The following is a 17,856-nucleotide window of genomic DNA, read 5'->3' as shown; positions in this document are numbered from 1 at the left end:
TCCCGTCTGAGTAATTTGGACGGGATTTTTTTATGCCCATCTCTCGTTTACTCAGGCACTAACAAAACAAAAAATGAGTAAACTTAAAATTGCAGTTCAGAAATCAGGAAGGTTAAACGAAGACTCTATCGGTCTACTCAAAAACTGCGGTATCCATATTGACAATGGCAAGGATCAGCTGAAAGCTAGTGCATCAAATTACCCATTGGAGGTGCTATATCTTAGAAATGGTGATATTCCACAGTATGTAGAAGATGGAGTGGCCGATTTGGCCATCGTGGGCGAAAACTTGTTGGTGGAAAGCCAAAATGATATAGAAGTAGTTAGAAAATTAGGGTTCTCTAAATGCAAACTTTCACTCGCAGTACCAAAGGATGTAGCCTATGAGGGTGTGCAGTTTTTTGAAGGTAAAAAAATAGCAACCTCCTACCCAAATACACTCACTCAGTACCTGAAAGAAAACAATGTCAATGCCGAAATTCACTTGATCAAAGGGTCTGTAGAAATTGCGCCAAACATCGGACTGGCGGAAGGTATTTGCGATTTAGTAAGCTCTGGGAGTACATTATTTAAGAATGGCTTGAAAGAAGCAGATACTATTCTGACTTCAGAAGCCTGTCTGGTAAAAAGTAAAAAACTGAACGCCGAACAAAACGCATTGCTTGACACGCTACTTTTTAGATTGGATGCCGTACAAAAAGGGAAGAAATCTAAGTATGTATTGATGAACGTGCCAAATGACAAACTCGAACATGTAGTGAGTATCTTGCCTGGCATGAGAAGTCCTACGGTATTGCCTTTGGCAGAAGAAGGCTGGAGTTCGGTGCACTCTGTAATCGAAGAAGGTAAATTTTGGGAGGTGATCGATCAGCTCAAAGCAGCTGGTGCAGAAGGCCTATTGATTGTTCCAATAGAAAAAATGGTATTATGATTTTAGCCAAAAATCCAGATCGAAAAGATTGGGACAAGTTGACCAAACGTCCTGCCTTGAAGCAACAAAATCTTCAGCAGCTGGTGAATGAAGTATTTCAAGCCATACAAGAAGAAGGTGATCGCGCAGTTTTGTCTTACACCAAAATTTTCGATAAGGCCGAAGTAGAAACTTTGAAGGCCACACCAGAGGAATTAGCAAGTGCTGGAAATAGAATTTCAGATGACTTGAAAGCAGCTATTCGTTTGGCTGGTGCGAACATTGAGAAATTTCATAGAGCTCAAACTCCTCAAGTAGTAGAAGTTGAAACCGTTCCCGGTGTGAAATGCTGGCAAGAGGTTCGCTCGATTGAGCGTGTGGGCATATACATTCCAGGAGGCACGGCGCCATTGTTTTCTACGGTGCTGATGTTGGCTATACCGGCACAAATTGCTGGTTGCAAGGATATTGTACTATGTACACCACCAGACAAAAATGGACAGATCAATCCTGCCATTCTTTTTGCTGCGCAATATGCTGGAGTGACACAAGTGTTTAAAGTCGGAGGGATTCAGGCCATTGGTTCAATGACCTTCGGTACCGAAAGCATACCGAAAGTGAACAAGATATTCGGGCCAGGCAACCAATATGTGACCGCTGCCAAACAAAGAGCGACGCAACTCGGCGTGGCTATCGATATGCCGGCCGGGCCTTCCGAGCTTTTGGTTTTAGCCGATGAAACGGCCAATGCTGAGTTTGTGGTGTCTGATCTACTGTCTCAGGCCGAGCACGGCACAGATAGCCAGGTGATTTGTGTGGTCAAGTCTGCCAGCCTCATTCCGAAAATTCAGGAGCAATTATTGAATCAATTGCCTTCTTTACCAAGAAAGGACATTGCTCGAAAGGCTATTGAAAACTCCAAGTTGATTTTGATGGAAGATGACCAAGCGTGTCTTGATTTTATCAATGAATATGCGCCAGAGCATTTTATCCTTTGTGTGGAAAACGAAAGCTTTTATCTCAATGGCTTGATGAATGCTGGATCTGTATTCATCGGAAACTATACGCCAGAGAGCGCGGGAGACTATGCTTCTGGCACCAATCACACCTTGCCTACCAATGGCTTTGCAAAGTCTTTCAGTGGCGTGAATATTGACGCTTTTTGTAAAAAAATCACTTTTCAGAAAATCACAGAAGAAGGCATTCGTCGTATCGGGCCAGCCATCGAATTTATGGCGGAGGCTGAGCAATTGAAAGCCCACAAATTAGCAGTCACCAAAAGATTATTGTCTCTGTAAGCGATGGATATTTCGAAACTCATACGGAAAAACATTCTGAGTCTGACGCCCTATAGCTCGGCCAGAGACGAGTTTGATCATGTGGCCGAGGTGTATCTCGATGCCAATGAAAACCCATTCGAAAATGGCTATAATCGCTACCCAGACCCTTATCAAAAGAAAGTCAAAGAGCGACTGAGCGAAATCAAGAGTGTGACAGCTGAAAACATCCTGCTCGGTAATGGCAGCGATGAAGTATTGGATTTGATCTATCGTGCATTTTGTGAGCCTGGTGTGGATAATGTGGTTTCTCACAATCCGAGCTATGGCATGTATCCGGTACTCTCAGAGATCAACAATGTGCCACTGAGAAAAGTGAATCTGGACGAAGGCTTTCAGCTCAATGCGCAATCGATAATCGGCGCATCAGATGATCAGACCAAGTTGTTTTTCATCTGCTCGCCCAACAATCCTTCAGGCAATATTTTAGCCAAGGAAGAGATTAAAAAAATATTAGACCTTCAAAAGGGATTGGTAATCATTGATGAAGCTTACATTGATTTTGCAGCAACTGATTCATGGTTATCTGAGTTGGATAAATATCCCAATCTGATTGTTTGCCAAACCTTGTCTAAGGCTTGGGGACTGGCAGGGTTGAGAGTGGGGATGTGCTTCGCCTCAACAGAAATCATCCAGGTGCTCAATGCAATTAAACCGCCATACAATGTGAATGAACTGTCACAGCAGGCTGCACTGAAAGCATTAAACGAAGAAGAAAGTTTCAAATCCAATTTGAAAATCATATTGGATGAAAAGCTGAAGATGGAGCAGGCACTCGATGAGTTGCCATGTATCTTGACACGCTTTCCATCAGATGCCAATTTCATCTTGGTAAGAGTAGAAGATGCCAAAGGGCTTTATGATTTTCTCATGGAAAGGCAGATCATAGTAAGAAATCGCTCGAAAGAATATTTGTGTGAAAATTGTCTGAGATTGACGATTGGCACGCCGGAGGAGAATCGGAGGTTGTTGGAGGGGATTAAAGAATATAACAGAACTTAACTCTAAATGTCATTTCGACCAGCGGGAGAAATCTTAATGTAAACAGTTATTACTAATGAGATCTCTCCTTTCGTCGAGATGACAGTAAAAAAAGAAATGAAAAAAGTATTATTTATAGATCGTGATGGAACGTTGGTGCTGGAGCCACCGGTAGATTATCAGCTGGATTCGCTGGAGAAACTGGAGTTTTATCCAGGTGTGTTTCATTGGATGTCTAAAATCGCTAAGCTTGGATATGAATTGGTGATGGTGACTAATCAGGACGGATTGGGAACGGATTCTTTTCCTGAAGACACCTTCTGGCCGGCGCACGACAAGTGCATGAAGGCCTTCGAAAACGAGGGAGTGGTATTCGATGCAGTAAAAATCGACCGAAGCTTCCCAGCCGATAATGCACCGACCCGAAAACCAAGAACCGGCATGCTTACCGAATACATGAATGGGGATTATGATTTGGCTAATTCTTTTGTGATAGGTGATCGAATCACGGACGTAGAGCTGGCGAAGAATCTGGGAGCTAAAGCCATTTTCATAGCCAATGTAGAAGGGCTAGGTGCAGAAGAAATTTCCACGAAAGTGGAAGAACTGCAATCTTGTATCGTACTTACCACCACCGACTGGCAAGACATCTATGAACTGGTAGCCAGAGGCTCAAGAAAAGCAGCTGTAAAGCGCACCACCAAAGAAACGGACATCGATATCGAAGTAGAACTAGATGGTACGGGCCAGGCCAATATCGATACAGGCATCAAGTTTTTCGACCACATGCTGGATCAGATCGCAAAGCACGGCCTATTGGATTTGAAGGTAATAGTAAAAGGTGATTTGGAAGTGGACGAACACCATACGATTGAAGATACAGGTATCGCTTTGGGTGAAGCGATTGCTGAAGCGTTGGGCAATAAGAAAGGAATCGAGCGCTATGGGTTTTGCTTGCCGATGGACGATTGCCTTTGTCAGGTAGCATTGGATTTTGGCGGACGAAATTGGATTGTATGGGAGGCAGAATTCAAGAGAGAAATGGTCGGTAAAATGCCCACCGAAATGTTCTTTCACTTCTTCAAGTCTTTTTCTGATGCGGCCAAGTGTAATTTGAATATCAAGGCAGAAGGAGACAACGAACACCACAAGATTGAAGGCATATTCAAAGCATTCGCGAAAGCGATAAAAATGTCTGTGAAACAAGACAAGGACAAAATGATTTTACCATCTACGAAAGGCATGCTATGAGTAAGGTAATCATTATCGACTATGGTGCCGGCAATGTGAAGTCGGTAAAGTTTGCGTGTGAAAGGTTGGGTTTGGATACCACCCTGAGCAATGACGCAGAGGAGATTGCCTCAGCTGACAAATTGATTTTTCCGGGGCAGGGAGAAGCGAGTAGCTCCATGCGATCACTCGAAAAATACGGTCTTGTGGATGTGATTAAAGAGGCGAAGCAGCCATTTTTAGGCATCTGTCTGGGCATGCAGATGATGTGCGAATACTCCGAAGAAAATGACACCAAGGGCTTGGGACTCTTCCCTTTGCCCGTCAAATTATTTCCCGATAAGGGACTAAAGGTGCCACACATGGGATGGAACGAAATAGAAGGGCTGAAGACGCCATTGATGGAAGGTTTGAAAGAAAAAGAGTACATGTATTTTGTACATTCGTACTACGTGCCAGATTCGGAGTGGACGATTGCGAGAGCGAATTATCCTGAGCCTTTTAGTGCGGCGTTGCACAAGGACAATTTTTATGGTTGCCAGTTTCATCCAGAAAAGAGCGGGGAATTTGGACAGCGAATTTTGAAGAATTTTATTGAATTATAATTTGGTTAATGAAAATGGCTCAAAAGTCAAAAGTCTCCAAGGACTGTCACATTGAGGCGCTCGAAATGTCTGCCTACGTATAGCAGCAAGGCTTCGAGTACCTCAGCCTGACAAATTACTAGACTTTTGAGCCATTTTCATTGGCATCAACTGAAAAAAATGAGAATAATACCAGCAATAGATATCATAGACGGAAAGTGTGTACGACTGACCAAGGGCGACTACGATCAGAAAAAGATCTACAACGAAAACCCCTTGGAGGTAGCCAAAATGTTTGAAGGAGCAGGCATTCGCTATTTGCATTTGGTGGATTTGGATGGCTCTAAGGCCAAAGAAATCCGAAACGCTAAAGTGTTGGATCAGATCGCTTCTAAGACGAGTTTGAAGATTGATTTTGGAGGAGGCATCCGGACGGATCAGGATATCAACATTGCCTTTAATGCAGGAGCCAAACAGGTAAATCTGGGTAGTGTGGCTATCGAAAATCGTAAGATTTATGGTGAATGGTTGAAGAAATTTGGTGCTGACAAAATTATATTGAGCGCCGACTCTACGAATAGAAAAATAGCTATCAATGGATGGCAGGAAGAGTCTGAGGTAGATTTGTTTGATCTGATTATGGAATATCAGGACATGGGCAACAGATACATCGTTTGTACAGACATAGCCAAAGACGGAATGCTTCAGGGCATAGCAGTGGATTTGTACAAAGATTTGATGAATGACTTTCCAGATCAGAAAATCATCGCCAGTGGAGGCGTGAAAGACATCGCCGATGTGGAAGCCGCTGCTGCTTTGAAAATGGATGGGATCATCATAGGCAAGGCGATCTATGAAGACAAAATTTCATTGAAACAACTACAGAAATATGTTGACTAAAAGAATAGTGCCTTGTTTGGACATCAAAAATGGCCGAACAGTAAAAGGCGTCAATTTTGTGAATCTACGCGATGCAGGAGACCCTGTAGAACTGGCTGCGGCCTACTCTGAGCAGGGTGCCGACGAGCTGGTGTTTTTGGATATTACTGCCACGGGCGACGGGCGAAAGACCACTGCGGAATTAGTAGAAAAAGTGGCGGAGAAGGTCAACATCCCTTTTACCGTAGGAGGTGGTATCAAATCCGTAGAGGACGTGTATACCTTGCTGCACAGAGGAGCGGATAAAATTTCGATCAACTCCTGGGCCGTGAAAGAACCCAAGGTGTTGGATGAGCTGGCGGCACAATTTGGGAGCCAATGTGTGGTACTGGCCGTAGATGCCAAGCAGATCTACGGCAAGTGGAAAGTGCATTTGGTGGGTGGCAAAGTGCCAACGGAAATCGACTTGTTCGACTGGGTGCAAGAAGCAGAATCTCGAGGGGCCGGGGAAATCCTATTCACCTCGATGGATCACGACGGCTCTAAAAATGGATTTGCGAACGATGCATTGGCTAAAATCTCTGAATTGGTGAAAATTCCAGTGATTGCTTCCGGTGGTGCTGGGAATATTCAGGATTTTGCAGATGCATTTACCAAAGGAAAAGCTGATGCTGCCTTAGCGGCCAGTGTATTCCATTTTAAAGAAATTGAAATCCCTGTATTGAAAAAAGAATTAAAAAATCAGGGAATCGCAATAAGAATTTAATAATTAACCGTCAGCGCGAGCGGCGCGAAGCGATCTTTTAAACTTTTAGGAGATTGCTTCGTCGTACCTCCTCGCAATGACGTGACAAAATTGAAAGAAACTATGGACAATCCACTGTCAAAAATCGACTACAATAAAACCAACGGCTTGGTGCCAGCCATCATTCAGGATGCCAAAACAAAAAATGTTTTGATGCTTGGCTATATGAACGAAGAGGCGGTAGCCAAAACTCAAGAAACCGGTAATGTGACTTTTTACAGCCGATCAAAAGAAAGGCTCTGGACCAAAGGAGAAGAAAGTGGCAACTTCTTGGAGTTGGTAGACCTGAAGGTGGATTGCGATAATGATACTTTGCTGATCCAAGCCAAGCCAGTAGGCCCGACTTGTCACAAGGGCACGGATACTTGCTGGGGTGAGGCGAACAGTTCGAACTTTGCATTTTTGTCTAAGCTAGAGGCAGTGATTAAAGATCGGCATGACAATCCTGACGAGGAGTCTTACACGTCGTCTTTATTCAAAAAAGGCATCAACAAAGTGGCTCAAAAGGTAGGTGAAGAGGCCGTAGAAGTTGTAATCGAAGCCAAAGACAACAGCGAAGAACTATTCCTCAATGAGTCTGCGGATTTGCTTTACCACTATATGATTTTACTTAGGGCAAAAGGGTATGACTTGGAGGATGTAGTGAAGGTCTTAGAAGATAGACACTGACATCAAAATATACTCATTAATGGGTATTGTGGGAATCAGAGAAAAGATTGAATTTTATATCAAGTTTAAAGATCACCCCTCGCTGCACCCTGAATGTGTGCTGGTTTTAAAGCATTTAGGCAGAAGGGTAATTTAAAGACAAACTTTTCTCTAATGCGTTGCGGCATCTTCTAACGTGAGGATGCCGCAATTTTTTTGCCCGTTCAAAACAGGGTCGAACCTTTGTAGCTCTTTTTTCTCCCTCTAATCAAATTTGAATCGCAGTCGAATGTATGATCAGTTAAATTTATGAGTAAAGTCAAAATCTCATGAAAAAACTATTAATCATCCCCCTGACCTTATGGTCTATGAGCTTATTAGCACAGTCATCAGAAGAAAAGCAAGTCATGCAAGTAGTTGAGCGTGTATTTGAAGCCATGAAAAGTAGTGACAGCACGCTGCTCAAGGCATGTTTTACAGCTGATGCGGCAACCTTTACTTTGTTTACCGATAAGGAAGGCAAGTCTCAGATAAGAAAAGGATCTCTTCAGCGATTCATAGATGCGGTGGGTCAGCCAAAAGAAGATGTTTGGAATGAGCCCATTTGGAACGAGAAAGTAGAAATTGATGGCCCATTGGCGGCGGTTTGGGTAGACTATGCCTTTTACCTGAACAATCAATTTTTACATTGTGGCGTGGACGCTTTTCAGTTGGTAAAAACTGTGGAAGGGTGGAAAATTTTCCATTTGGCGGATACAAGAAGAAAGACTGATTGTGTAGTGCCTGACGAGGTGAGGGAGAGCATTGGTGCAAAATAGGGTTTTGTAATTATGTATTTTTAAGGAAAGTTGATTTAAACCAATCTATTTTGAGAAAACGAATTTTCCACATCCTTGAGCCTTCGAATAAGAAAGACCTGAGTCACTATTTTGACCTTTTTATTATGGCCATGATATGCTTGAGCGTTGTGGACATCATTTTGGAATCAGAGGCAACACTAAGAGCTAAATATGGAAATTGGTTTCAATATTTCGAAGTGTGTTCTGTAGTTACGTTCAGCATTGAATATGGATTGAGAGTTTGGACCTGTATTGAGAAAAAGAAATATGCTTCTCCATTTTCAGGGAGGATTAAATACATGACTCACCCAATGGCTCTCGTTGACTTAATAGCCATTTTACCTTTCTATTTGCCTTTTGTTGGAATTGATTTAAGGTTCTTAAGAATTCTTCGGTTATTCAGAATTTTCAGAGTGTTGAAAATGGCTAGGTATTCAAGTGCCTTTAACCTCATAAGAAGCGTATTTAAAGAGAAGAAGGAAGAGCTGCTTGTTACATCTGTTTTTATAGTAATTATTCTAATTATTATATCCACCCTTATGTACTATTTGGAACGAGAGGCTCAACCAGATCATTTTTCAAGCATTTCCAAATCTTTATGGTGGGGAATTGTGACGCTGACCACAGTTGGTTATGGCGACGTATACCCGATAACAGCTCTTGGGAAAGCCTTAGGAGGTATAATTACCTTATTAAGTATTGGGCTTATTGCACTACCTTCAGGTATTCTAGCTTCAGGGTATACAGAGCAGATAATAAGAAGAAAAGAATCAAAACGGAAAAATGATAAGAAGGAAAACTTGTAGGTTGGACAGAATATAAATAAGAATTATATTTACATTTCATAATTATACACTATGAGCACATTCACTTCTTCTTTGCCGGATTCGCTGCTTGCGAGACTCAATGATGCAGCAAAAGAATTAAAGCTGCCAAAAAACAAATTGATCGAGCGAGCATTGGATATTTATCTTGATCAACTCACGCGTGCGCAATACGCTGCTTCTTATGATCAGGCAGGAAAAGACGATGAAATAATGTCGATTGCCGAGGAAGGAATGGCAGAATACCTAATTCAAGTAAATTCTGCCGATGAGACAAGGTGAAATCTGGGAGCTATATTTAGATCCAGTTAAAGATGGGGAGCAATCTGGCCGACGCCCTGCAGTTATTATTAGTGGCAACTTACTTAATCAGAAACTTCAGGTAGTGATTGTATGTCCACTTACTACTTCTATCAAAGCGTACAAAGGAAATGTGATCTTAGAACCGGATCAATTGAATAATCTACCGAAAGTATCAGAAGTTCTCACTTTTCATATTCGCTCAGTAGCCAAAGCCAGACTGAAGAAAAGAATTGGGTACATCTTGCCCGATCAAGTTGAAAGGATTAAGAATACTTTGGGCGATATTTTGAGATATTAATTCTTAAGGTTTTCGGTTCTTATGAATTAAAACCTATCTCACACCCACTACCATATTCACCTTCTTCATCCACTCGAAAGTGTCTCCTGATTTTTTGCCGAGCATGGCCTGCGCAATCGGAGAAATGGCAGAGATGACCATAATTTTCTCACTATTTATTTCAACTGCTCCTAGACTCGCTGAAATGTAAAAAGCGGAAGCTTCTGTTTCCACCAAAGCCCCTAGCTCAACTGTTGAATTGACTTTGTCTGGGTCAATATTGGTCAACGTTTTCTTCATATTCATGAGCTCTGCAAGCTGGCGAGCATGCAAATCTCTTTCACGCTGGCTCATGGCTCTGCCAGTTTCATATTTGTCTCCTGCAGATGATTTGGTTTCATTATTGGCACTGGCCTGTGCCTCTTCCATGCCTTGCCAGGAGATGTTTATCTTTTGTTCGAGTAGATCAAGACAAGCTTGATGCACCTTTTGTTTGCTTATCATTTGGATGTCAATTGGGCAATTCGTCCCTCTTTTCCTGCAGCCCAAATAGTCCCATCTTCGGCTACATCCAGTGTGTGAAATCCAGAATCACCAAAAGCTGACCAGGTCAAACCACCATCGATAGATTGATAACAGCCCGCGGGTCCCACCGATATTAATTCATCTTCCGAAAGGTACCGGACAGAAGATTGATAAATAGGAAAACTCTGACTGAGTGACCAAGTTTCGCTACCGTCTTTGGTAAGAATGACATTCTTGTCACCTTCGTTTTCTTTTTTGTAATCACCACCCACAGCTACGCCAGTATTTTCGTCAAAAAAGTCAATGGAAAAGATACCTTGAGTTCCTTCTCCTTGTATGATCGGTGTATAAACGACTTCCCAATGTTCTCCTCGGTCTTTGGAATAAAAAACTCTGGAGGTGGCCGCCCCAGACCCTACCCAGATAGAATTGCCTTTTACGGTCAAATGACTACCACTTGCTGCAAAACCTCCGAATTCTCCTTCATTCATTTCTGGCAATTTGTCAGGATGAATTCTTTGCCAGGTTTCTCCTCCATCGGTTGTTTTCATCAAAAACAATTTGCCATCAATTGGATCTCCTCCCAGAATTCCTTCTGATTGATTCCAAAAGGCTATACCATCGAAAAATCCAAGGCTATCTTCATTCGCCAGCGTCTTCTCCCAATGTCTACCTCCATCATTCGATTTAAAAATATTCGAAAGGGAGTCTGGGCCAGCACTCATCAACACGATTTCGTCTTTGGTCAGTACTTCTACATCTCTAAAGTCAAGCGAATCAGTGTCAGGTATATAAACCTCTTCCCAATCTTGTCCTCCATTTTCTGTTTTGAGCACCAACCCATTGGTGCCGGATACCCAGATGACTTTTTCATTCAGCACCGAAATTCCTCGAAATGAGGCATCACCTTCTACGGCGAATTCATCCCAGATATAGGTCTTCTTAGAGGGCTCGCATGCGGCTAATAAAATCAGGGCAAAAAAGATCAAATGGTTTTTCATGATTGTAAAGCTTCTTTTCTAATATCTTCAACGTCTTGTACAGTTTTGGCTACAGGCTTTCCAAGGAGATCTGCACCGTTTTCTGTGATTACAAAATCTTCTTCGATTCGAATACCGCCAAAAGATTTGTAGGACTCTAATTTATCATAATTCAGGAATTCAGCACATTTATTTTCAGCTTTCCATCGATCTATGAGTTCAGGAATGATATAGATACCTGGTTCCACTGTGATCACAAAACCAGCTTCGAGCTCTTTACCTAGGCGAAGAGATTTCAATCCAAACTCTGTACTTTTCTTCAATGAGTCCGAATAACCTACATATGGTTCACCTAGGTTTTCCATATCATGGACGTCCATGCCCATCATATGGCCAAGCCCACATTGAAAAAACATGGTATGGGCACCTGCAGCAACAGCTTCTTTTGGATCACCTTTCATCAGACCTACTTCAGTCAGCCCTTTGGCTAATTCGGCACAGGCTAATAGGTGGATGTCTTTGTATCTCACGCCAGGTTTGAGAGCGGCTATGGCAGCTTCATGCGCATTCAAAACCGTCTGATAAAGTTCACGCTGGGTGTTAGAAAATTGAGCGGCTACTGGAAAAGTGCGAGTCATGTCCCCAGCATAACCTGAAGCAATTTCAGCCCCTGTGTCGCATAGAATCATATCCCCTTCCTGAATCGTATTGCCATGGTAGTGATTGTGTAGTACCTGACCATTTTTGGTCATGATAATAGGAAATGATAACTGACCTTCTCCGGCCAAAGCGACCTGATTTACTTTAGCGGCGATCTCTGCTTCTTTCATGCCAGGTTTCGCATATTTCATGGCAGCCAAATGCATGTCTGCAGTAAGGTCCACTGCCTTATGTAGCTCTACGATTTCTTCGGCAGTTTTGATATTTCTTTGTGCAATGATGGCTTTAATCAAAGGCACGGATTCTCCTGATCTAATTTCAGCTACAGACTTGCCTGTCCAGGTAGCAAGTTTGGTTACATGCTCTTCTCTATACGGTGGAATGAAATGAACAGTACGGCCACTGTTGATGGCTTTTTTTATGACAATTTCTAGTTGGCTATTAGCAGCCGTGTTAGTAATACCGCTTTTTTCTGCCAGAGACGCAATGCTAGGTTGTGGACCAGTCCATACCACATCATCAATGGTCAATTCATCACCGAATATGGTTTCTTCGCCGCTATCACAATCGAAAATGGCCGTAAGACTGGGAAGTGCCACAGCACAGAAATAGAGAAAGGAGCTATCCTGACGAAAGTGGTACCAATTGTCTTTGAAATTGATGCTGCTTTCTTCATTGCCTAATAAGACAATTAGCCCATGGCCAACGTCTTTTTTAAGTCTATTTCTTCTTTGGATGTATGTGTTTTTGCTGAACATGGATATCAGTTGTTATGAGTTTCAAATATAATAGGATATAGCACTTAAGCAGTGTATTCTGATTGTTATGTGCTTAAGGTGAACCGTTTAATATATGGCGCACAGGGTTTTTTGTTTGCTTTTTAGATGCTTCACAAATATTGGAAGCATCAGTGTTATATTTTGACCGATAATTAGCAAATAGATATATGATTTTATTTTTATTAAAAATTTATTAATCAATTCACTTGAATAATGATTTGTTTTAATGCTTTTTTGACACAGCATTGTTGGGAAATAACTCATCATTTTGGTGGGCTAGGAAGTATTTCATGAATTTCTGACATAATATATATTTAATGAACCAACTCAATCTATTGATTCTGTGTTTGCTCACAGCATTGAACCTTTCCGCTCAAAGCGTTTCATCCGAACATCCACTTTTTCAAAACAGAATTGTATTAAACGGTTCTTCTCAAGAGACTAGTTACATCAGTATCATAGAAAATGGAAAATCTGAGATCTCAGCCGTACCTTCAAGAAAGTCTATAGAAAGTGCTTTTAATGAAGAATACATTGTAAAATTTAAAGGATCTCCAAGACCCAGTTCTTCATCGAGAAGTACAGATAAAGGCTTATTGAATGATGAAGTGATTAGAAGGTTCGGCCAATTTAATAAAGACATTCAAGCATTGGGTACTTCTTCAAGATCGAATGAACAGAGTTACGCAGAAGTAAAACAAGAATATTACAAGGCGTTTTATGGAGCGCATATGAGACTATCTCAAAATATGCTCAATCTGGTACGAGACTTGCCTTATGTGGAGTATGTGAAAGAAGTAAAAAAGTATACTGCTAGTTTGGATGAAACAGTTGCTTTAGTAAAGGCGGACCAAATATGGGAAAACTACAATACTAAAGGAGAAGGAATTACAGTAGGTATCATTGATACCGGAATCGATTATATGCACCCCGCTTTAGGAGAGGGTTTTGGAGCAGGTTATAAAGTTGAAGGTGGTTATGATTTTGTAAACAATGATGCAGACCCTATAGATGACCATAATCATGGAACCCATGTTGCTGGCATAGTAGCGGCAAATGGTGATGGATTAATCGGAGTGGCTCCCGAAGCTACTCTTTATGCTCTAAAAGCTTTGGATTCATACGGTTCTGGATATGACTTTCAGATTATAGCTGCTATTGAATGGTCAGTAGATCCCAACGGCGACAATAACCCTTCAGATAAGCTTGATGTAGTAAATATGAGTCTTGGCGGTTCAGGAGATGCCTATGACCCATTGTCAGAAGCCGTGAACGCGGCAGTAGAAATGGGTGTGGTATTTTGTGTAGCAGCTGGGAATGATTATGATTTCTGGCAAATAGGATCACCAGGCACTGCAGAGCTGGCCATTACTGTAGGAGCGTCTAATAATTATGGAGAATTGGCAGGGTTCAGTTCTAAGGGACCTGCAAATGGTAGTTTTGCAATTAAACCTGATTTACTTGCTCCTGGAGTCAATATCAATTCATCAGTCACCAATGGAGGTACAAGTTCATATAATGGCACTTCTATGGCTACACCTCACGTGGCAGGATTGGCAGCTTTACTTTTAAATGTACACCCCTCATGGACTCCTGAAAATGTTAAATCTGCACTAGTGACCACAGCCGAATCAATTGGTGAAGAAGTGATGGCTGAAGGATCAGGTCAGGTAGATGGAATGAATGCCATACAAGCAACCAGTTTACTATCCTTGACTAACCTAAGTTTTGGAAGAAATGAAATAAATGAAGCAATATGGGAGAAAGAATTAAACCTAACAATTACTAATACGGGAATAGAGATAGAAAACTATGCTATAACTGATATAGATGTGATTTCTGGTATAACGATGATACCATCTGTTTACAATTTTGCAATTCAACCTGGTAATTCGGCGAGCGTAGAGTTTACTTTAAAAGTAGATAATGCCGTTTTTGAAATGACCTCAACGCCTACGAGGTCATATTCGGATGTGATTAATATTCAGACAAATTCAAAAACTATCGTGGTACCATGGTCTTTTATGAGTACCTCTGAACTTACAGTGATGCTGGATGATCCTAATTATTGGGTGGATATATATGTGTACAATGAAGATGAGTTCGTTTGGGATTGGAATAGTGGAGATACTGACAAATATGATGGAGTAACATTCAAGGTGCCCAGTGGAACATATGATGTATTGGCCTACAATTGGGATCGGGACAAATTTGTATTGAAAGAAAATGTAGAAGTTAGTAAATCATCTACAGTTGAAATTTCGAAAAAAGATGTCACTAGAAAGATTGACTACTCTGTGCAAATTGAAGATGGTAAAACATTAAGTGAAAAGTTTAAAGACTCTGACTCTTACTTTACAAACGCCATTCTTGTATCTCCTCAAGGATATTCCTTTGGAATTTATGGAGGGTCATTCGAAAATGTTCGAAGCAGTAATTTTTCGTCGAATTATGTTTTAGAGCTGAAGGCAGGAGTCAAACAATATCAAGTAGACAACCCTGAGATTTATGAAGTGTATTTTCCAAATATAAAAGGGTTGGAAAAGGATGTTTCTTTAATAGTGGAAGAAAGTGAAATCCAAGAAAAAACCGTTGTCATTGATTATCCAACTGATCACTTAATAGATGAGGTAATTTTATTTAATCATGAGTATGAGGTAACTCCTAATGGAAATTATCTACCCACATGGGGTGGAGGAAACTCAATTGAAAATATTGGAGTTAAAAGTTGGTCATTTTCATACTTTGGGAATGAGCAAAAAATGAGTTCGGATAGTACAATTAAAGGATTAACTCCTTCTATATATATGGAAGGAGGTGATCAAACTTATCGCATAGATAATATTGCTATTAAAAATGGAGCATTGGGTTCGATAAAGGACGCTTCAAATACACAATTTTTTCCTGGAGGTTCGGATGCGGAAGTGGTAGTATTTGGAAGAGGACTGTTTCATCCGGTGTACTATGGGCATAGAGAGAGTGTGTTTCCAAGTTATCTTACCTGTCAACTTGGAGCCGACTTGACGAATTTATACCATTTGTATTACTATGGAATTGGGAGCAACGATTATTCTTGTACAGGCACTCTTTTTTGGTATGATGAGTTAATTTCATACGAACATTATTTATATAGTGTGGTTGGTTCTTCTGACCCAGCATTTTCACCTATCAGGATGCATCAACTATATCTCACTGACGCTTCTGGCGACGTGGTACCTAAGTTGAACACCGACGGCGAAGGAAAACTAAGATTCACGCTAAGTAATGGTAGTCGAAATATTACTTCTTCAAAAATTGTTATTACGAATGAAAGTGAAACCCTAAGCGAATCGTTTGAAGCCATTCAAATTGGAAAAGAAGATTCTCTATTTACATTTGAAGTTGACATTAAAGCAAAGGAGTTCGGTGATCATTTGTCTCTTGAAGTATTTGCAATAGATTCGGAAGAAGACTCAATGAGATATGTGTTGGGAAGCGGCCTGGATGCTTCTTCCAATCACATTCCCCAAATCATAGACCAAAATCACGTTTCTGTAGCTTTTGATGAACCATACGATTTGTTAATGGGTGATTTGAAAGTTGTAGATAAAGATCATATTTATCCATTTGATCATGAAATTTCTATTCAAGAAGACGACAATTCACTTTATACTGTATCGGGCCTTACTATCACACCTACGACTGATAGTAAGCAGGCTATTGATGTGAATTTGAATGTCTCAGATGGTATAGACGAAAGTGAGGTTTTTCATTTCCAATTGCTTGTAGGAAATGAAAAGCCTGAAATCACAGGTCAGAAAACGGTATTTGTTACATTAGGTGAGTCCTATGAGTTTTCCATTGAAGATTTATATATCGAAGACTTGGATAATACATTTCCTGATGATTTCACCGTCGAGTTTGTAGACGACATTTGGAATAAGTATTACTTCGAAAGAATTGGAAATTCTATTACTCCTGTGAATTATAATAGCAACTTTATCAGAGTTCCAATTAGAATATTCGATGGAATGGATTTCACACCTATTTACTATTTTGAAATCTATACTAGAAGTTCGCTTTCAACATTTGAAATTGTTGGGCAAGAAGATGTAATTATAGAAAGGGATAGTGTTTTTACCATGAGCATGGATTACTTAAAAATATTAGATCCGGAAGGAGAATTTCCAGATAATTTTTCTATGACTTTGAATGATTCTTATGGAATTGAGATTAATGGAGACGAAGTTTATGTGACTTCGGAATCTATGGTCGACTTGTATTTGAATGTGGAAGTTTCAAATTCATCATCAGACAAGCAAGAATATTATTTCAATATCAAAGTCAAAGATAAACCCAAGATAAATTGCTTTCCCTACAAAGTAATAGATATGGGTAGTTACACGACGATTGATGCTTGGGATTTGTGTATTGAATCCTATAAGCCGTGGTACGAAGTTTACTATACAATTCATGAAGGTGAGAATTATACTGTAAGTGGAGATGACATTTATCCTGATGAAAACTTCTATGGAACACTTTCCGTCAAAATTACAGCAAATGATGGCGAATTAGATAGTGACCCTGCTTATGCAACTGTTGTGGTTCAACATATCTACTCTCATCTCGTCCCAAAAATAGATGGGCAGAAGGATATTTCCATTAAGCCCAATGAGTCTCGTATCTTATCCTTAGAGGACTTGTATATGAGTAATCTAAAGTCATCGGATGAGGATTATTCAATTGAACTAAGTGAAGGTGACGACTATTCTTATAAAGGGAGTACAGTAATTCCTGCTGAATCATATCTTGGGGAAATAATGGTGCCAATTCGAGTTGTATATCACTCAACGGAAGCAGGAGATTTGTACAGCAACAAATATACCTTGGACATTCAGGTGGAAGAGGAAGCTGTAGAAGAAGAGGAAGAAGAATTACTGTTGGATGCACCAATAAATCAACATGCTATAGTTGTCTATCCCAATCCCGTCGAAAATGAATTAAGAATTGATTTACAAAATATAAAACATGTGAACAGCATGAGTTTGGTTCATGTTTCGGGAAAAGAAATAAGTGAATTAAAAACTAAAAATACGGGCAATAACGTCATACGAGTTGACGTGTCTAGCGTGAAGCCTGGATTGTATGTTTTGATGATTGAGACCAGTATTGGAAGAAATATACATAGAGTTCGAATCAAATAAGAGTTATACTGATTGAGCCTAATTTCCATAAAAAAAACAATCGTATAAAAAAGGGCTGCCGAATTTTCGGCAGCCCTATAGCAACACAATAGTTATTATGAGAAAACTAATT

Annotated in this window: 16 protein-coding genes; 13 read left to right on the top strand and 3 right to left on the bottom strand. The window is 40.6% G+C overall.

Annotated elements, in window-relative coordinates:
* Window positions 1-73: 73 nt before the first annotated feature.
* The 12 genes from hisG (at window position 74) to R8N23_RS00365 (ending at window position 9,638) form a co-directional block, all read left to right on the top strand.
* Entirely contained in the window at window positions 74-931 is an 858-nt protein-coding gene (gene hisG, locus R8N23_RS00420; protein ID WP_318169579.1) for an ATP phosphoribosyltransferase, read from the top strand.
* Window positions 928-2,208, top strand: coding sequence for a histidinol dehydrogenase (gene hisD / locus R8N23_RS00415; RefSeq protein ID WP_318169578.1), 1,281 nt, complete (start codon window positions 928-930; stop codon window positions 2,206-2,208). Before hisG ends, hisD begins: the two co-directional genes overlap by 4 nt.
* A gap of 3 nt (window positions 2,209-2,211) precedes the next feature.
* Window positions 2,212-3,249, top strand: coding sequence for a histidinol-phosphate transaminase (gene hisC, locus R8N23_RS00410; protein ID WP_318169577.1), 1,038 nt, complete (start codon window positions 2,212-2,214; stop codon window positions 3,247-3,249).
* A gap of 96 nt (window positions 3,250-3,345) precedes the next feature.
* Window positions 3,346-4,479: a bifunctional histidinol-phosphatase/imidazoleglycerol-phosphate dehydratase HisB gene (gene hisB, locus R8N23_RS00405; RefSeq protein WP_318169576.1), complete on the top strand. Its 1,134-nt coding sequence runs from the start codon at window positions 3,346-3,348 to the stop codon at window positions 4,477-4,479.
* A complete protein-coding gene (gene hisH / locus R8N23_RS00400) occupies window positions 4,476-5,063 on the top strand; it encodes an imidazole glycerol phosphate synthase subunit HisH (protein ID WP_318169575.1) in 588 nt (195 codons plus the stop codon). Before hisB ends, hisH begins: the two co-directional genes overlap by 4 nt.
* A 159-nt stretch (window positions 5,064-5,222) precedes the next feature.
* Window positions 5,223-5,942, top strand: coding sequence for a 1-(5-phosphoribosyl)-5-[(5-phosphoribosylamino)methylideneamino]imidazole-4-carboxamide isomerase (gene hisA / locus R8N23_RS00395; protein WP_318169574.1), 720 nt, complete (start codon window positions 5,223-5,225; stop codon window positions 5,940-5,942).
* Window positions 5,932-6,687, top strand: a complete 756-nt coding sequence (gene hisF / locus R8N23_RS00390; protein ID WP_318169573.1) for an imidazole glycerol phosphate synthase subunit HisF — start codon at window positions 5,932-5,934, stop codon at window positions 6,685-6,687. The genes hisA and hisF overlap by 11 nt, the downstream gene beginning before the upstream one ends.
* A 102-nt stretch (window positions 6,688-6,789) precedes the next feature.
* Window positions 6,790-7,395, top strand: coding sequence for a bifunctional phosphoribosyl-AMP cyclohydrolase/phosphoribosyl-ATP diphosphatase HisIE (gene hisIE / locus R8N23_RS00385; protein ID WP_318169572.1), 606 nt, complete (start codon window positions 6,790-6,792; stop codon window positions 7,393-7,395).
* A gap of 308 nt (window positions 7,396-7,703) precedes the next feature.
* Window positions 7,704-8,192, top strand: coding sequence for a nuclear transport factor 2 family protein (locus R8N23_RS00380; protein WP_318169571.1), 489 nt, complete (start codon window positions 7,704-7,706; stop codon window positions 8,190-8,192).
* Window positions 8,193-8,242: 50 nt separating this feature from the next.
* Window positions 8,243-9,019: an ion transporter gene (locus tag R8N23_RS00375; protein ID WP_318169570.1), complete on the top strand. Its 777-nt coding sequence runs from the start codon at window positions 8,243-8,245 to the stop codon at window positions 9,017-9,019.
* A 51-nt stretch (window positions 9,020-9,070) separates the two neighbouring features.
* Window positions 9,071-9,319 carry a ribbon-helix-helix domain-containing protein gene (locus tag R8N23_RS00370; protein ID WP_318169569.1) on the top strand — a complete coding sequence of 83 codons (249 nt, stop codon included), beginning with the start codon at window positions 9,071-9,073 and terminating at the stop codon, window positions 9,317-9,319.
* Window positions 9,306-9,638 carry a type II toxin-antitoxin system PemK/MazF family toxin gene (locus tag R8N23_RS00365; RefSeq protein ID WP_318169568.1) on the top strand — a complete coding sequence of 111 codons (333 nt, stop codon included), beginning with the start codon at window positions 9,306-9,308 and terminating at the stop codon, window positions 9,636-9,638. The genes R8N23_RS00370 and R8N23_RS00365 overlap by 14 nt, the downstream gene beginning before the upstream one ends.
* Before the next feature lie 33 nt (window positions 9,639-9,671).
* Here R8N23_RS00365 and R8N23_RS00360 read toward each other — a convergent pair whose 3' ends face one another.
* The 3 genes from R8N23_RS00360 to R8N23_RS00350 are packed head-to-tail and all read right to left on the bottom strand — an operon-like array spanning window position 9,672 to window position 12,540.
* Window positions 9,672-10,121 (bottom strand): GreA/GreB family elongation factor, encoded by a 450-nt coding sequence (locus R8N23_RS00360; RefSeq protein WP_318169567.1) that lies wholly within the window; start codon window positions 10,119-10,121, stop codon window positions 9,672-9,674.
* The gene (locus R8N23_RS00355; protein ID WP_318169566.1) at window positions 10,118-11,143 is read right to left on the bottom strand and encodes a YCF48-related protein; all 1,026 of its coding nucleotides are present in this window, start codon (window positions 11,141-11,143) and stop codon (window positions 10,118-10,120) included. The genes R8N23_RS00360 and R8N23_RS00355 overlap by 4 nt, the downstream gene beginning before the upstream one ends.
* Window positions 11,140-12,540 carry an aminopeptidase P family protein gene (locus R8N23_RS00350; RefSeq protein WP_318169565.1) on the bottom strand — a complete coding sequence of 467 codons (1,401 nt, stop codon included), beginning with the start codon at window positions 12,538-12,540 and terminating at the stop codon, window positions 11,140-11,142. Before R8N23_RS00350 ends, R8N23_RS00355 begins: the two co-directional genes overlap by 4 nt.
* A gap of 338 nt (window positions 12,541-12,878) precedes the next feature.
* On the opposite strand from R8N23_RS00350, the gene R8N23_RS00345 reads away from it, so the two are divergent.
* The gene (locus R8N23_RS00345; RefSeq protein ID WP_318169564.1) at window positions 12,879-17,744 is read left to right on the top strand and encodes a S8 family serine peptidase; all 4,866 of its coding nucleotides are present in this window, start codon (window positions 12,879-12,881) and stop codon (window positions 17,742-17,744) included.
* The last annotated feature ends 112 nt before the right edge of the window (window positions 17,745-17,856 follow it).

The organism is Reichenbachiella sp. (assembly GCF_033344935.1).
Taxonomy (GTDB): Bacteria; Bacteroidota; Bacteroidia; order Cytophagales; family Cyclobacteriaceae; genus Reichenbachiella.
The sequence above is the reverse complement of the archived record's forward strand: the minus strand, read 5'-3'. Positions and strand labels throughout refer to the sequence as shown.

Bases quoted from the DNA above. Each gene is read 5' to 3' on its own strand.
- R8N23_RS00350 (WP_318169565.1), bottom strand. From the start codon at position 12,540: ATGTTCAGCAAAAACACATACATCCAAAGAAGAAATAGACTTAAAAAA.
- hisA (WP_318169574.1), top strand. From the start codon at position 5,223: ATGAGAATAATACCAGCAATAGATATCATAGACGGAAAGTGTGTACGA.
- R8N23_RS00360 (WP_318169567.1), bottom strand. From the start codon at position 10,121: ATGATAAGCAAACAAAAGGTGCATCAAGCTTGTCTTGATCTACTCGAA.
- R8N23_RS00345 (WP_318169564.1), top strand. From the start codon at position 12,879: ATGAACCAACTCAATCTATTGATTCTGTGTTTGCTCACAGCATTGAAC.
- hisB (WP_318169576.1), top strand. From the start codon at position 3,346: ATGAAAAAAGTATTATTTATAGATCGTGATGGAACGTTGGTGCTGGAG.
- R8N23_RS00380 (WP_318169571.1), top strand. From the start codon at position 7,704: ATGAAAAAACTATTAATCATCCCCCTGACCTTATGGTCTATGAGCTTA.
- R8N23_RS00355 (WP_318169566.1), bottom strand. From the start codon at position 11,143: ATGAAAAACCATTTGATCTTTTTTGCCCTGATTTTATTAGCCGCATGC.
- hisG (WP_318169579.1), top strand. From the start codon at position 74: ATGAGTAAACTTAAAATTGCAGTTCAGAAATCAGGAAGGTTAAACGAA.
- R8N23_RS00365 (WP_318169568.1), top strand. From the start codon at position 9,306: ATGAGACAAGGTGAAATCTGGGAGCTATATTTAGATCCAGTTAAAGAT.
- hisIE (WP_318169572.1), top strand. From the start codon at position 6,790: ATGGACAATCCACTGTCAAAAATCGACTACAATAAAACCAACGGCTTG.
- R8N23_RS00370 (WP_318169569.1), top strand. From the start codon at position 9,071: ATGAGCACATTCACTTCTTCTTTGCCGGATTCGCTGCTTGCGAGACTC.
- hisD (WP_318169578.1), top strand. From the start codon at position 928: ATGATTTTAGCCAAAAATCCAGATCGAAAAGATTGGGACAAGTTGACC.
- hisH (WP_318169575.1), top strand. From the start codon at position 4,476: ATGAGTAAGGTAATCATTATCGACTATGGTGCCGGCAATGTGAAGTCG.
- hisF (WP_318169573.1), top strand. From the start codon at position 5,932: ATGTTGACTAAAAGAATAGTGCCTTGTTTGGACATCAAAAATGGCCGA.
- hisC (WP_318169577.1), top strand. From the start codon at position 2,212: ATGGATATTTCGAAACTCATACGGAAAAACATTCTGAGTCTGACGCCC.